Origin of the sequence: Pontiella desulfatans (genome assembly GCF_900890425.1) — a bacterium.
GTDB classification, from domain to species: Bacteria; Verrucomicrobiota; Kiritimatiellia; order Kiritimatiellales; family Pontiellaceae; genus Pontiella; species Pontiella desulfatans.
This window is the reverse complement of sequence record NZ_CAAHFG010000004.1, coordinates 866,510-881,076: the sequence shown is the minus strand read 5'-3', so window position 1 is coordinate 881,076 and position 14,567 is coordinate 866,510. Positions and strand designations below refer to the sequence as shown.

Annotated in this window: 13 protein-coding genes; 7 read left to right on the top strand and 6 right to left on the bottom strand. The window is 59.7% G+C overall.

Features of this window, described 5'->3' with window-relative positions; genetic code table 11:
- Positions 1–223 precede the first annotated feature (223 nt).
- From E9954_RS29260 to E9954_RS29250, 3 genes are all read left to right on the top strand, one after another.
- On the top strand, positions 224–2,929 hold the full coding sequence (locus E9954_RS29260; RefSeq protein WP_136082839.1) for an anaerobic ribonucleoside-triphosphate reductase: 2,706 nt from the start codon (positions 224–226) through the stop codon (positions 2,927–2,929).
- A 128-nt stretch (positions 2,930–3,057) separates the two neighbouring features.
- On the top strand, positions 3,058–3,453 hold the full coding sequence (locus tag E9954_RS29255) for a hypothetical protein (RefSeq protein WP_136082838.1): 396 nt from the start codon (positions 3,058–3,060) through the stop codon (positions 3,451–3,453).
- Between the two features lie 190 nt (positions 3,454–3,643).
- Positions 3,644–4,348, top strand: coding sequence for an anaerobic ribonucleoside-triphosphate reductase activating protein (locus E9954_RS29250; protein ID WP_136082837.1), 705 nt, complete (start codon positions 3,644–3,646; stop codon positions 4,346–4,348).
- Between the two features lie 137 nt (positions 4,349–4,485).
- Here E9954_RS29250 and E9954_RS29245 read toward each other — a convergent pair whose 3' ends face one another.
- The 6 genes from E9954_RS29245 to E9954_RS29220 all read right to left on the bottom strand — a co-directional run bounded on the left by E9954_RS29245 (position 4,486) and on the right by E9954_RS29220 (position 10,169).
- The gene (locus E9954_RS29245; protein WP_222847362.1) at positions 4,486–5,235 is read right to left on the bottom strand and encodes an SDR family oxidoreductase; all 750 of its coding nucleotides are present in this window, start codon (positions 5,233–5,235) and stop codon (positions 4,486–4,488) included.
- A gap of 23 nt (positions 5,236–5,258) precedes the next feature.
- A complete protein-coding gene (locus tag E9954_RS29240; protein WP_136082835.1) occupies positions 5,259–5,774 on the bottom strand; it encodes a phospholipase D-like domain-containing protein in 516 nt (171 codons plus the stop codon).
- Positions 5,774–6,415 (bottom strand): DUF1573 domain-containing protein, encoded by a 642-nt coding sequence (locus E9954_RS29235; RefSeq protein ID WP_136082834.1) that lies wholly within the window; start codon positions 6,413–6,415, stop codon positions 5,774–5,776. The genes E9954_RS29240 and E9954_RS29235 overlap by 1 nt, the downstream gene beginning before the upstream one ends.
- An 86-nt stretch (positions 6,416–6,501) precedes the next feature.
- The gene (locus E9954_RS29230; RefSeq protein ID WP_136082833.1) at positions 6,502–7,722 is read right to left on the bottom strand and encodes a SpoIIE family protein phosphatase; all 1,221 of its coding nucleotides are present in this window, start codon (positions 7,720–7,722) and stop codon (positions 6,502–6,504) included.
- A 3-nt stretch (positions 7,723–7,725) separates the two neighbouring features.
- Positions 7,726–8,946, bottom strand: coding sequence for a PP2C family protein-serine/threonine phosphatase (locus tag E9954_RS29225; protein WP_136082832.1), 1,221 nt, complete (start codon positions 8,944–8,946; stop codon positions 7,726–7,728).
- An 8-nt stretch (positions 8,947–8,954) separates the two neighbouring features.
- A complete protein-coding gene (locus E9954_RS29220) occupies positions 8,955–10,169 on the bottom strand; it encodes a SpoIIE family protein phosphatase (protein WP_136082831.1) in 1,215 nt (404 codons plus the stop codon).
- A gap of 95 nt (positions 10,170–10,264) precedes the next feature.
- Here E9954_RS29220 and E9954_RS29215 point away from each other — a divergent pair, with 95 nt between their 5' ends.
- The 4 genes from E9954_RS29215 to E9954_RS29200 all read left to right on the top strand — a co-directional run bounded on the left by E9954_RS29215 (position 10,265) and on the right by E9954_RS29200 (position 14,558).
- A complete protein-coding gene (locus E9954_RS29215; RefSeq protein ID WP_136082830.1) occupies positions 10,265–10,474 on the top strand; it encodes a SlyX family protein in 210 nt (69 codons plus the stop codon).
- Positions 10,475–10,547: 73 nt separating this feature from the next.
- A complete protein-coding gene (gene pyk / locus E9954_RS29210; protein WP_136082829.1) occupies positions 10,548–11,960 on the top strand; it encodes a pyruvate kinase in 1,413 nt (470 codons plus the stop codon).
- Complete coding sequence (locus E9954_RS29205; RefSeq protein WP_136082828.1) at positions 11,957–13,666, top strand: ABC transporter ATP-binding protein; 1,710 nt, start codon at positions 11,957–11,959, stop codon at positions 13,664–13,666. Before pyk ends, E9954_RS29205 begins: the two co-directional genes overlap by 4 nt.
- A gap of 151 nt (positions 13,667–13,817) precedes the next feature.
- A complete protein-coding gene (locus tag E9954_RS29200; protein ID WP_136082827.1) occupies positions 13,818–14,558 on the top strand; it encodes an SHD1 domain-containing protein in 741 nt (246 codons plus the stop codon).
- Positions 14,559–14,567 lie beyond the last annotated feature (9 nt).

Here is a 14,567-nt window from a genome sequence, read left to right as displayed (position 1 = left end):
ATGCTTTCTAAGTGAGCATTTTCAAAGCCACATCCTCCCCGATTTTCAAGAGCCGGTCCATCATCCGCTAATTTCCTAATAAAAATACGCCTTTCTAACAAAAACCACAAGATGTTGTGCCCAACCCTTGACACTAGCACATTACATTGGATAGCTTAATAATCCGCAAAACGGGGAGGATGCCGTTTTAAGACCATAAACCATTAATTATCAGGGGGTAGAAATGTCGGGAGAAAGACCCAACGCTGCATTCGATGGCTTCCAGAAGCGTTCTGGACTCGTTGTACCATTCAGCTGGCAGAAAATTGAGCTGGCTATCGACCGCGCGGTCGAAGATGTCGCACGCAAACACCAACTTGCGAAGAACGAAGGCCTGGCCTCGAAAATCACCGACCAAGTGCTGCAGCAGCTCAACAACCCGATGAGCGAGTTCTATGTCCACACCGAGGACAACGGCAAACGCATCCCCAAAATCGAAGACGTCCAGGACCTGGTCGAAATCGCCCTCGCCGAACAGGGCGAAACCCTCGTGGTGGCCACCTACAAGCGCTACCGCAAGCAACGCGAAATCGCCCGCCGCAACATCCGCGTCCGCGGCGACGCCGATTCCGACGTGGACGTCACCGACGCCTCCCTGCTCCTCGTCGAATCCTCCTCCAGCAACGTCAACCTCCCGTGGGACCGCAAGCGCATCGTCAAGCAGATCCTCGACAAGACCGACCTTTCCGTCGAGCTGGCCATCAATGTGGCCAAGTCCGTTGAAAACCGAATTATCGGCGGCGACATGACCATCATCGGAACCACCCTCATCCGCGAACTGGTCAACAACGAGCTGATCGAACGCGGCCACTCGCAGCAGCTGCGCGACCTCTCCCTCTACCGCGTTTCCAAGGATTACCTTGAAAACCTGATGTTCACCAAATCGACCGAAAACTCGAACATCGTGAACAACAACCCCGAGGCCGTGAACCTCGGCATCGCCGAGCTCGTGCTCAAGCAATGGGCGCTCGACACCATCTTCAGCCCCGAAGTCAAACGTGCGCACGACACCGGCGCCGTGCACGTGCACGACCTCGGCTACCCCACCCGCGTCTACTGCTCGTCGCACTCGATCGAATATGTCAAGAAATACGGTCTCAACGGGCTGATCAACCTCAACACCTCGTCGAGTCCGGCCCGTTCCGCCTCCGTGCTGACCGGCCACCTCAACACCTTCCTGGCCTCGATGCAGGCCAACTATGCCGGCGCGCTCGGCATTGCCTACATCAACATCCTCTACGCCCCGTTCCTTGTTGGAATGGATGCCAAGGAACTCAAGCAGGTTGCGCAGGAGCTCATCTTCAACGGCTCGCAAAACGCCTTCTCGCGCGGCGGCCAAACCCTGTTCCTCGACTTCAACATCCACTCGGGGGTTCCGTCCTACCTCAAAACCGTTCCGGCCATCGGCCCCGGCGGCCACTACCAAATGCGCCTGAAAGACGGCTCCATCGTGGAACTGGTCGAGGAATTGCGCAACGAAACCGATGCCAACGGCAACAAGCTGATGGATCTGTGCTACACCGATCCGGAGCTCGGCCAACGCCTCGTCCTGCGCGAACTCGCCGACGACAAGGAAGGCATCATCTACGATCCCGACGTTAGCGCCATGCTCTCGGAAAACGGGGAAGCCATCGTGACCTACGGCGACTACACCGAGGAAGCCCAAAACTTCTGCAGCGCCCTGCTCAAGGTCTTCGGCGAGGGCGATGCCCACGGCCGCATCTTCGAATTCCCGAAGTGCGATTTCCACGTCTCCGACGAAACCTACGAAGATCCCGCCCAGTTCAAGATCTTCCAGGAAGCCTGCGAGCTCGCATCGAAGAACGGTTCCACCTACTTCATCTTCGACCGCGACGAAGTCACCCTCTCCGCCTGCTGCCGCCTGCGCACCACCATCGACGACAACCGCATGCTGAAACACCCCGAAAGCATGCGCTTCTGCGGATTCCAGAACGTGACGATCAACATTCCGCAGGCCTCCTACCGCGCCGCGCGCAAGGGAGGCGACATCGTGAAGAACTTCTACGAAGAGATCGACCGCACCATGGAGCTCGCGGTCGATGCCCACCTGCAGAAGAAAGCCAAGGCCGCCGAGATGCTCAGCGGCCCCGGGCACCCGCTCTGGCAGATCGGCAAGGTGGCCAACGACGGCAAGCCGTATGTCGACCTTGAAAACTGCACCTACATCCTCGGCCTGATCGGCGTGAACGATGCCGTCAAGTTCCTCATCGGCCAGGAGCTGCACGACAGCAAGGAAGCCCAGCGCTTCGGCCTCCGGATCGTGGCGCACATGTACCGGAAAGCCAAGAAGATGGCCGCCAAGTACAACCTCAAGATCACCCTCGAGGAATCCCCCGCCGAATCCGCCGCCCGCCGCCTCGCCAAGTCCGACATGATCTACTTCCCGGACGAATCCCGCGAAGTCGTCAAGGGCCCGGCCGACGCCGAATACTACACCAACTCGATCCACCTCGCCGCCGAAGCCGATGTTTCGCTGGTCGACCGCATCATCGAGCAATCCAAGTACCATTCGATGATTGAATCCGGCGCCATCACCCACTGCTTCATTGGCGAAGAGCGTCCGGATGCCGATTCCATCGCGCACCTCATGACCGAGGTGTTCTACCGCACCCAGTCCGCGCAGGTTTGCGTCTCGCCGGAGTTCACCTTCTGCGACAACTGCCAGCACCAGACGCGCGGCCTGCTGGAAGCCTGCCCCGAATGCGGATCAACCGACGTCGTCGGCGAAACCCGCGTGGTCGGCTATTTCAGCAAGGTGCAGAACTGGAACAAGTCCAAACGCTACGGCGAGCTGCTCGCCCGCCACGCCGGCCGCTACAACATTGTTGAGGCCAACGAAACAGATCAGCAACTCGTAACCGCCAAATAAATTAAGAATGTAGATTTAAGAATTAAGAATGAATGGTCTGCGACAGCTCGATATAGAAAAAGGCCAACGCCGCTTGAGTTCCGCAATTTTCCATTCTGAAATCTTAATTCTTCATTAGGAGATTAATCATGGGAGCCAAATATCAAATCCGAGTATTCGGCAAAGAGGGTTGCGACAAATGCCACACCCTCAACCAGCGCCTCGACAAACTGCTGGCCAAGGAAGACTACGCCGCCTTCGAGAAGCTCTACTGCGATGTGGAAACCCTCGACGGCCTCTTGGCCTTCTCAGAAGCCGAGTGCATCAATCCGTCGCGCATCCCCGCAATGCTCGTTACCGAGTGGGACGCGGAGGCCGGCGAGTTTGTCCCGCTCGCCACCCAGCAACCCGGCGCAAAGGATTCCGTCTGCAAGAAAGCAAAACTGTACCAGTATGTTGGATTGCAGACCGACTATTCCGACGTCGGCAAGGGGATCATCTCGCCTAAGATGATCCAGACCATCCTGGCCGAAGCCCAGGGCTAGTGCTTTTCATCACCCGGCCCGCCGGGCGCGCGTACCTCCTCCCTCCGCGCCCGGCGGGCCACTTTTTGAAGAGCAATTCCTAAATCCCGAACACGAAACCCGAAACAGATTCAAATAGGGGAAGTTTCGAAATTTCAAATTGGGGATCGGGATTTGTTTCGTATTTAAAAATTAGGATTTCGAATTGATCATGAGCGCCAGCTCATCCATATACGCTCACCTCGAAAAACCCTCGATGGTGGACTACCCGAAGCATTTTGCGGCCGTGTTCTTCACCAGCGGCTGCAACTTCACGTGCGGCTTCTGCCACAACGCCGCCCTGATGGGCAAGAAACAGGCCGGGTTATCGTGGGAACGCCTGGAGTCCGCCTGCGCCAAGTTCAAGAAGGACTGGGTTAACGGAGTCGTCATCACCGGAGGCGAACCCACCATGGCCCCCGACCTCGCCGAACTCATCCGTTTCTTCAAAAACAAATTTGGATTCGCCGTCAAGCTCGACACCAACGGCTCCAACCCGGAACGCCTCGCCGAATGCCTGCCGCTCGTCGATTATGTCGCCATGGACGTCAAGACCGGCTTTTCAGGCTACCCCGACCTCGTCGGCCATTCCAACACCTCCGTCATCCAACAGTCCATTGACCTCATCAAAGCCCAAGCCAACGACTACGAGTTCCGCACCACCGTCATCGACTCCCACCACACCGACGAACTGATGGACGAAGTAGCCAGCATCATCGACGGAGCCAAGCGCTTCGCCCTCCAGGCCTTCATCCCGCGCGACGAGCTGCCCGGCAAGCAATTCCGCGCCCTCCCCCGCACCACCGCCGCCCGCCTCCACGAATTGAAGAACCGCATGGCCGGCCGCGCCGAAGAGATTTTGTTGAGAGGGGCCTAACCCAATTCTGGAGGGCGAGCCTGCGTGCGAACCGCCCCGCCCTCTGGAGGGCGAGGTTCCATCCGAGCCGCCCGCCGCAAAGCCAACGTGCCCTGCGCACGGGGGTTCGGACAGCGCCTCACCCTCCAATTCAGCGCCTACGGATAATCCTGGCGGGTGGGGCGGATGACGAGGTCGCTGATGTTGACGTGCGGCGGCAGCGCGACCACATGATAAATCGCATCGGCCATGTCGTCGCAGCTGGGCAACGGGCCAAATTTTTCGTGGAAGCTATCGACCAGAACGTCGCTGTAGTTGGCGCCCGCCTGGAAGCCGCTGATGACAATGCCCGGCTGCACCAGCGAGACGCGCACGCCCTGCGGTCCGATATCGCGGCGAAGGCCTTCCGCCAGCGCATGGACGGCAAACTTCGATGCGCCGTATACCGCACTGAACGGTGAGATGTGCCGACCGACGACCGAGCCGATAATCACAATGTCGGCGGCGGTGTCAGGAAATCCTGTTTTCTGCATTTCCACCATCCGCTTTGCCGCCATCTGAATCAGCAACGCCGTTCCGGTCACATTAATGTCGATCAACTCGCGGAATTGTTCAAGGTCGGCGTCCTTGACCGAACCGCCCAATCCACGGCCGGCATTGGCCACCACGATATCGGCCTCGTGGCCGAACCGTTCCACGGCGGTTTCGAACAGCCGATCCAGCACCTCGCCGTCCGAGGCATCTCCGGCCACGCCGTAGAACCCATCTCCGAGTTCCTGCTCCAGCGCAACCAGCTTTTCTGCGGTACGCCCGCACCCGACGACCTGCATGCCGTCGGCCACGAACTTGCGCGCCGTGGCTTCCCCAATACCGGATGTGGCTCCGGTTACTATCGCAATACGTTCCATTTTTCCATCCATCCTTATTCTTATCATGCAATAGGGTCGGCGCAGTAGTCGCGGCGCTGGCAGGTGTCGCATTGGGCGCCCATCCAGATTTCGTCGAACTGCTCCATGGTGCCGGAGACGATGGAGGGTTCGTCGGAAACAATGCCGGACTCGAAGTTGCGGCGGTCCTTGCCCTTGGCACCCATGCCGGCGCCGGTGAGGTTGGCGCTGCCGAGATAGGCGATCCGGCCATCGACGACGATGGACTTCAAGTGGACGCGCGGGCAAATATTGCGTTCGAGGCCGGCGAGCAGGGCGGGATAGCGGTCGAAATCCCGCCGGAAGTTTTCGCCGGGTTCCTTGGCGTGCAACAGGCGGATGGAAACCCCCTCCTCCACCAATTCCGACAAGACCGCCAGGAACGGGCGGAAGCTGGCGCGGCTCCCGACGTGCATGTCCTTGATGTCGGCCGTGGCGATCCAGACAAACTCCGTGGCCGAGGGCACCATCTCCATGATGACCTGTTCGTAGATCCCGCGGTTTTTGACAAACTCGACCATTATTGCGCGTGGACGTAGAACTTGAGGGTTTTGGATTCCTGGCCGTCCAGCTTTTCGGTCTCGATGCGGACGACGGCGCGGGCATTCCTGGCCGTGGGGGCGCGGGTGACCACCACCTCGTATTCGAAGCCTTCGCGGATGGTTTTCAGCACGACGGGGAGATCCTTGTGCGACGAGTTTGCGGAAACGAGTTTGATCGGGATTTTGTTGGGATTGACGAGCTTGGCCGTCTTGCTCTCCGCGGTATTGCCATCGACCCACTTCATCATGATGGGCGCGATGTCGTAGGCCTTGGGGATATCGGCCAGGGTCGTCAGCTTGGTTTCGGCCCCATCGCTGGTTTTCACGACAACCTGTTTTTTTTGCTGGCCGGTACGGTTGCGGAGGTCGAACCGGATGACGAGCTCGCCGTCTTCGCCGACGGCGTAGGTGCGCTTAGCCAACCTGGGGGCAAGGCAGCCGCACCCGACGCGCACATCGCCAATGGTGATCGGTTGCGGCCCGGCATTCGTGAAACGGAACACGGCTTCGGTGAAGACCTGCGTGGGCAGCACCTCCATCGCAACCTCTTTTTCCTTCCATTCGAGACCGGCGCGGGAGGCGCAGCAAGCCAATAGGCAAAGTGTGGTTATCAGTTTCATGAAGGCACCCTACTGCATCCTGTTTTAAAATTCACGCCTTAACCAGGGGCTGAAACGGCGGCGGAATGGTTATGCTTGCCCGTGTGCTAGCCGCCCATGGGTTTCCGGTAGTGGAAGCCCACCAGGCAGACGTCGTCGGAAAAGCAGCCGTTCCTGGAGAAGGCGAGGGCATCGCCCTCCAGGCCATCGAAGATGTCCGCCAAGGGTTCGCCCACCAAACTATGGGCGGCATCGAGCAGGCGCTTTTTACCCAGGGGATCGTCCACGTTGTTGCACACCGAGTATAAGCCGTCGGTGAAGAGCACCACGGAATCGCCGGGAGCGAGCTGGCGCTCGACGGTGGCGTAGGCGGCTTCGGGTTTCAGGGCCAGCGGGTCGCCTACGCATTGGGAGCACCCTTCGGTGAGCCATTGGGCGGCCGTTCCGTCCTGGAAATGGATCGGCATGGAATGGCCGGCATTCGCAAACCGGGTCATGCCGGTCCGGACATCGAACACCAGGTAGCAGGCGGTGGCATCGAGCGCCAGGCCTTCCTGGTGGAGCAGCGGCAGCAGCAGGCCGTTCATCCGCGCAAGATAGGCACCCGGATCGTTCCCCAGCGAAGAGATCTCCTGCATGATGCCGCGGATCAGCGCCGTGCCCAGCGCGGCTCGCACACCCACCCCGCAGATATCGCACAGGAAGATGCCGGCCTCGTGGTCGGACACGCGCATGATGGCGCAATAGTCGCCGGTTACCTGCCGGTTGAGGTTGAAGCGGTGCAGGAATTCCACACAGCTCGCCTCCTGGCCGGCCCCTTCCGGATAGTCTGGATAGGTGCGCGGGAAAAAGTTTTTCTGCAGCTGGCCGGCCATGCGGACATCGTTTTCCATCTCGTCTTTGATGTTGTTGATTTCATCGGCATAGCGCCGGGCTCGCAGTTCGGCCTCCTTATGCTCGGTGATATCGCGCGACATCCCGAAGGTTCCGATGATCTCGCCGGCCTCGTTGCGTAGCGGCAGCTTGGTGGTGGACACCCAGGTGACCGAACCATCCGGCCAGGTTTCCTTTTCCTCGACCGCGTCGAGCGGCTCCCCGGTTTTGATGATGCGCTGTTCATCGGCGAAGGCCTGTTCGGCATGTTCCTGCGTGAAGGTATCGAAATCGCTCTTTCCCTTGACCGATTCCGGGGACTCCCACCCGTGCTTGTCGGCGCAGGCTTGGTTCACCTTGATGAAGCGGGATTGGAGATCCTTGAAATAGATCGAATCCGACGAGTTGTTCATGAGGTTTTCCAGCAGGAAACCATGGTTGGCTTGATGCTCCATTCGCTAATCCTTTTCTTCCTGTAGCGCCCGGCACTCGAGGCCGACCAGGCAAATATCGTCGTCGAAGGCGTTGGCGCCGGCAAACCGCCGGGCATCGCCGATCAAGGCCGGGAACAATTCCCGAAGGGGGAGCCGGGCATGCCGCCGCGCGGAGTCGGCCAGCCGTTGTTCCCCGAATTCCTCGCCGTTGGCCCCTTCGACTTCGTAGAGTCCATCGGTATACATGACCACCGAATCGCCGGGGGCAAGCTGTTTTTCCAGGGTCAGGAACTCCGTCCCTTCGCAGACGGCCAGGGCCGGTCCGCGCAGCGCCGCATCCTCCATCAGCCATTCGGCGGCCGCCCCCTGGAAAAGAAGCGGAACGGGATGCCCGGCGTTGGCATGGCGCAGCAGGCCGGTGGCGGTATCGAAGACCAGATAGCAGGCGGTGGCGTAGAGGAACGAGTCGTCCCGCCGCAGGGTGGGCAGCAGCAGCTCGTTCATTCGGGCGAGATAGGCGCCGGGGTCGTGCTCCTGCTGCGACAATTCCTCGACGATCGCGCAGATCAGGGCCGTAACCAGGGCGGCGCGGACGCCATGGCCCATCACATCGCATTGCAGGACGCCGCATTTGGTTTCGGACAGGCGGCGGATGGAGCAGAAATCGCCGCTGACCATGCCGCTGGGGTGGTAGCGGTGGAGAAAGCCCACGCGGCTATCGGCGGGGGCGCATCCTGCGGGGAAGGATGGGTAGGTGTTCGGGAAAAAGGTTTTCTGGAGTTCGGCGGCCATGCGGACATCGTCCTCCATCTCCTCCTTGATGAGGCGGACCTGCTCGGCATAGCGGGCGGCGCTCAGCTCGGCCTGCTTGTGTTCGGTGATGTCGCGCGAGATGCCGAAGGTGCCCACGATCCGCCCGTCGTCGTCGCGCAGCGGCATCTTGGTGGTGGAAACCCAGGCCACCTGCCCGTTCTTGGAGGTTTCCTCCTCCTCGAGCCCCACCAAGGGGATGCCGGTCTCGATGATGCGCTGCTCGTCCGCGAACATCCGGCGGGCATCCTCTTCCTGGTAGGTGTCGAAATCGGAGGTGCCGATGGCGTCGTCGGGTTGCTCGAAGCCTTGCCACCGGGCCGAGGCGCGGTTGACCATGACGAAACGGGATTCAAGATCCTTGAAGTAGATGCTGTCCGTCATGTTGTCCATGAGGTTCTTGAGCAATAGGTAGTCTTTGTCCCTCAGGTCCATCGGGTTCCCTATTGCATCGGCTTCCGGTAATGCAGGCCAACCAGGCAGACGTCGTCGTCGAGCTTTCCGCCCGCATAGGCGCTGGCCTCGGCCACGAGCGCCGGGAAGAGGGCCTCCAGGGATTGGCCGGCCAGCCGTTGCGCCGCCGCCAGCAGACGCTGTTCGCCAAACTCCTCGCCGGAGGCATCCTCCACTTCGTAGAGCCCGTCGGTATACATGACCACCGAATCGCCAACCCCCAATTGAATATCGAAGGTTTCGTATTCCGCCCCCTCGGCGATGGCCAGGGCGGGGCCCCGCACGGATTCATCGCCGAAGAGCCAGCCCACGCCGCCTTCGCCGCCCCGGGAATGCAGCGGGATGGGATGGCCGGCGTTGGCGATCCGCAACAAGCCGCTGCGGGCATCGAACACCGCGTAGCAGGCGGTGGCGTAGAGGAACATATCCTCCTGCCGCATGATGGGCAGCAGGAGCTCGTTCATGCGGGCGAGGAAATCGCCGGGGTTTTGGGCCTCCCCGGAAATCTCTTCGACCATCGCGCAGATCAGCGCCGTGCCGAGGGCCGCGCGCACCCCGTGCCCCATCACATCGCACAGGAAGATGCCCGATTCGCTTTCGGAAAGACGGCGAACGGTGCAGAAGTCGCCACTGACCAACCCGCTGGCGTGGTAGTGGTGGAAGAAGCCGACGCCGCTTTGGCCGGGCGCAACGCCTTCGGGGAAACAGGGGTAGTGGCGGGGGAAGAAGGTTTTCTGCAGCTCGCCCGCCATGCGCACATCCTCCTCCATCTCCTCCTTAATGCGGCGGATTTGCTCGGAATAATAGTTGGCCTTGAGCTCGGCCTCCTTATGGTCGGTGATATTGCGCGAAACCCCGAACGTGCCGATCGTCTCCCCATCGGAATTCTTCAGCGGCATCTTGGTGGTGGAGACCCAAGTGATGTGCCCGTCTTCCCAGGTCTCCTTTTCCTCGATGCCGATCAGTGGTTGGCCGGTTTCGATGATGCGCTGTTCGTCCGCGTAGGCCTGTTGCGCATGCTCCGAGGCAAAGAGGTCGAAATCGGTTTTCCCGACCACCGCCCCGCAGTCCAACCCCGTCCATTCGCAGAAGGCCCGGTTGACCATGATGAAGCGCGACTGGCGGTCCTTGAAGTAGATGTTGTCGGTCATATGCTCCATCAGGTTCTGAAGCAAGAAACCGGTATCATGCAAATTGTCAGGCATCGCGTCTCCCTAGGTTTGCCCTATTCTTATCAAAGCGCCCCCCTTCATCAACGCAAAAGGCGATTAAACGCCTCCCCTTCGAAACGGAATCTGCTATGTTCCACGGCATGGAAGAGCGGATCATCCAACTTGAAACCCTTTCGGCCCTGCAGGACGAAACCATTGCGCAGCTCAACAACGAGGTTTTCCGGCAACAGCAGGATCTCGCGCGGCTCAACAAACGGCTGGAAAAACTCGAAAACAAACTCGAAGAACTTCAGCATCCCCAGGAAATTGCAAGAAACGAACGTCCGCCGCACTATTGATTTTTTCAATTATGGGCTAGTACGCACCCGGCAATCTGCTAAAAACCTGCGCCGGCAACCCCGAAGAGGACTTATGTACAAGAAACAGACCAAAATCATCTGTACCATCGCCCACAACCGCTGCGAGCGCGACTTTATCCAGAAACTCTACGATGCCGGCATGAACGTCGCCCGCCTCAACACGGCCCACATCTCCCTGGAAGAGGCCGACATGATGCTCGAAAACATCCGCGCGGTATCCGCAAGCATCGGCGTGCTGATCGATACCAAGGGCCCCGAAGTGCGCACCTGCGAAATGCAAGACGCCATCGAGCTGGTCACCGGCGATCTTGTGCGCATCGGCGACAAGTCGGTTCCGGAGGCTGGGTTCAAGGTCAACTACGAAGATTTCTGCGAGGAAGTCCCCGTTGGCAGCGACATCCTCATCGACGACGGCGAGACGCACCTGACCGTGGTTGAAAAACAGGCGGGCCTGCTCGTCTGCCGGGCCGAAAACAATGGCGCAATCAAAAACAGGAAGAGCGTCAACGTGCCCAACGTCGAGCTCGACCTGCCCGCACTCACCGAAAAGGACGCCAACTTCATCGACTGGGCCACCCGCTCCGATGTCGAGTTCATCGCCCACTCCTTCGTGCGCAACCGCGACGACGTAATGGCAATCCAAAGCATCCTCAACATGCGCAAGAGTCCCGTCAAGATCATCGCCAAAATCGAAAACCGCGAAGGGGTCGACAACCTCGAGGAGATCCTCGACGTCGCCCATGGCGTAATGGTTGCCCGCGGCGACCTGGGCATCGAGATTCCCGCCGAAGAGGTTCCGATCATCCAGAAACGGATGATCAAAACCTGCATCCGCCGCGTGAAGCCCGTCATCACCGCCACCCAGATGCTGCATACGATGATCGACAACCCGCGCGCCACCCGCGCCGAGGTTTCGGATGTTGCCAACGCCATCTACGACGGCACCGACGCCGTCATGCTCTCCGGCGAAACCGCCTATGGCAAATACCCGGTCGAGGCCGTCACCACCATGGCCGATATCGCCCGCAACGTCGAAGCCCAGGAGACGACGATGACCCACGATCTCCCGGTCGTCCAGCAATCGGCCGAGCTGATGCCGCGCAACCACCTGGCCAAATCGGCCGTGGCCATGGCGGCCGCCATTCCGGCCAAGGCCATCATCACCAGCACCAAGTCCGGCGACACCGCCCAGATCTGCGCCTCCTACCGGGGCAAGACCCCGATCTTCGCGCTTTCCGCCAGCGCGCGCACCGTGCGCGAACTTTCGCTCAACTATGGCGTCTATGCCGAAAAGATCGATATTCCGCCAACCACCGACGCATTGGTGAAGGCAGCCCTCAAACAACTGGTCGACGAGGGGCTGATTGAGATGGACGACCTGATCGTCTTCATCGGCGGAGGACACATCTATTCCGCCCACACCAACTTCCTCCAGGTCGATACCCCCGCCACCCTGTTGAAATGATCAAGCGCTTTGTTGCATTCTACCGGCCGCACCGGCCCCTGTTTGCACTCGACCTCTCCATGGCGTTTGTCCGTTCGCTGTGCGCCATCCTGATTCCGCTCGTCACGCGCCACCTCTTCAAACTGGGCGAAGCCCCGGCGGCGGAGGTCGCCGGAACCGTCGCCCTGCTTGCCATGCTCGTGGTGGTGCTCTCCTTCTCCGCCTTCAGCAACATCAAGTGGGGGCACGTGCTCGGAACGCGTATCGAGACCGACATGCGCGGCGTGCTCTTCCGCCATTTGCAAAAGCTCTCGTTCAGCTATTTCGACAAAACGAAGACCGGACACATCATGTCGCGCCTGAGCAACGACCTCTTCACCATCTCCGAAGTGGCGCACCATGTCCCGGAAGATCTCTTCCTGGCCACCTTCACCATCAGCGGCGCCTTCGCCTGCATGTTCTGGATGAACCCCACCCTCGCGTGGATCGCCCTGATCCCCCTGCCGGTCATGGTGCTCTGCGGCATCCTCTTCCAAAAGCGCTTCCGCAAGAACGTGCGCGTCATGCGCCGCCGCGTGGCCGACATCAACGCCAACATCGAAAACTCGATCCAGGGCATCCGCGAGGTTAAATCCTTCGCCAGCGAACACCACGCCGTGGCCCAGTTCGACGAGGTTAACCACGACTTCCGCGAGTCGAAGGAAACGATGTACCACACCATGGCCGCCTTCCACTCCACCATGATGGGGCTCATCCACAGCCACGAAATCCTCATCACCGTCGCCGGCGCGATCATGGTGTTCAACGGAAAGGCCGACATTGCCGACATTCTCGTTTTCCTCATGTTCGCGCGCTTCATGACCAAGCCGATCGACCGCATGGTCAATTTTGTCGAACAGTTTGGCCAGGGCGCCGCCTCGTTCGAGCGCTTCACCGAAATCATGGATATCGAGCCCGACATCCAGGACCGCCCCAACCCGGTCGAACCCGAACACGTGACCGGCGCGATCGAAGTGGCCAACCTCTCCTTCGCCTACGAAGGCAACGACGCCAAGGTGTTGAACCAGGTATCCGTCTCCATCAAGGCCGGCCAGACCGTGGCGCTCGTCGGTGAATCCGGCGCGGGCAAGTCCACCCTCGCCGCGCTGATTCCCCGCTTCTACGAAGCCCGGGAAGGCCGCATCGCCATCGACGGCGTCAACGTCCTCGACCTGCGCCAGCACTTCCTGCGCGAACAAATCGGCATTGTTCAGCAGTCGCCCTTCCTGTTCGACACCACCATCCGCGACAACATTCTTTTTGGCAACCGCGAAGCGAACGAAGAAGAGCTGGTCGCCGCCGCCCGGCAGGCCAACATTCTCGACTTCATCGAATCGCTGCCCGAAGGCTTCGACTCGCCCGTCGGCGAGCACGGCGTCAAACTTTCCGGCGGGCAAAAACAGCGCGTCTCCATCGCCCGGGTCTTCCTGAAGAATCCGCCCATCCTCATTTTCGACGAGGCCACCTCCGCGCTCGACACCGAGTCCGAACAGCTGATCCAGGATGCCATGGAGCGCCTGTGCAAAGACCGCACAACGATCATCATCGCCCACCGCCTCTCCACCGTGAAACACGCCGACACCATCTTTGTCCTGCGCGACGGCCAAGTCGTTGAGAACGGTACGCACCAGGCATTGACGGCTCTCGGGGGCTACTACCACACCCTCTACACCAAAAGCCTTTTCTAACGAAAGTATATCATCCAACCACCACGATCGTGGTGGTTGGATGATATACCTTTTCCATCGCATTGTTCCGGAAACCCCTTGCGCATTTTTGCCTCCACCCTTAGCCTTTCCCCGTTAATCTGTTCATCAAACCCGCGAAAGGAGCAACACCATGAAAGCAATCGCCGCCATAACCGCACTGACCCTAACTGCACTCGTCCCGTCCTCCGCGCTTGCCGAGATGCGAACCTGGACAGATTCCTTCGGCCGAAAGATCCAGGCCGAGATGATCGAAAACATGAATGGCAACATCACCCTGCTGATGGATGGCGGAAAAGAGGTGCAGGTTTCGATCAGCAGCCTCTCTGCGGACGACCAAAAATTTGTGCTCGTGAACAGCCCGCCGAAAATCGACATCCAGGTGGCGCAGGCCACCGACCGGAAAAACCAAGGGTTCTCCTTCGCGGATGCCAACAACTCCGCCAACGACCGCGACGTGCAGGTTCAGACCTCCTCCACGGAATACAAGATTACGCTGAAGAGAAGCGGTACCATTCCATACCACAAACCGATCCACGCCGAATTCTATCTCATTGGCTTCGACAAGGAGGAACAGGCGTTCGTGCTTCTCGACAAGACCGTAACCCGTGTCGACTTCAACCAGGAGGCTTCCAAGGGAACATTTGTGTTCAACTCGGACAATGTAACTGTTCGGAACCTCCAAGGCGGACGGGAAAAAGGGACCGAGCTCTATGGAAACCTCGTGGTGCTGGTGGACGACCAAAACCGCGTCTTCAACATCAAGGGAAGCCGCTCCAAAATCGAGGAGCACACCGCGCGCATCCGCAAGCGCAAGGAGGGCGACTCCGTGAAAAAAGCCGATCTGGAATCCGCCGACAACCGCCTGAACTAACGAGTTGGC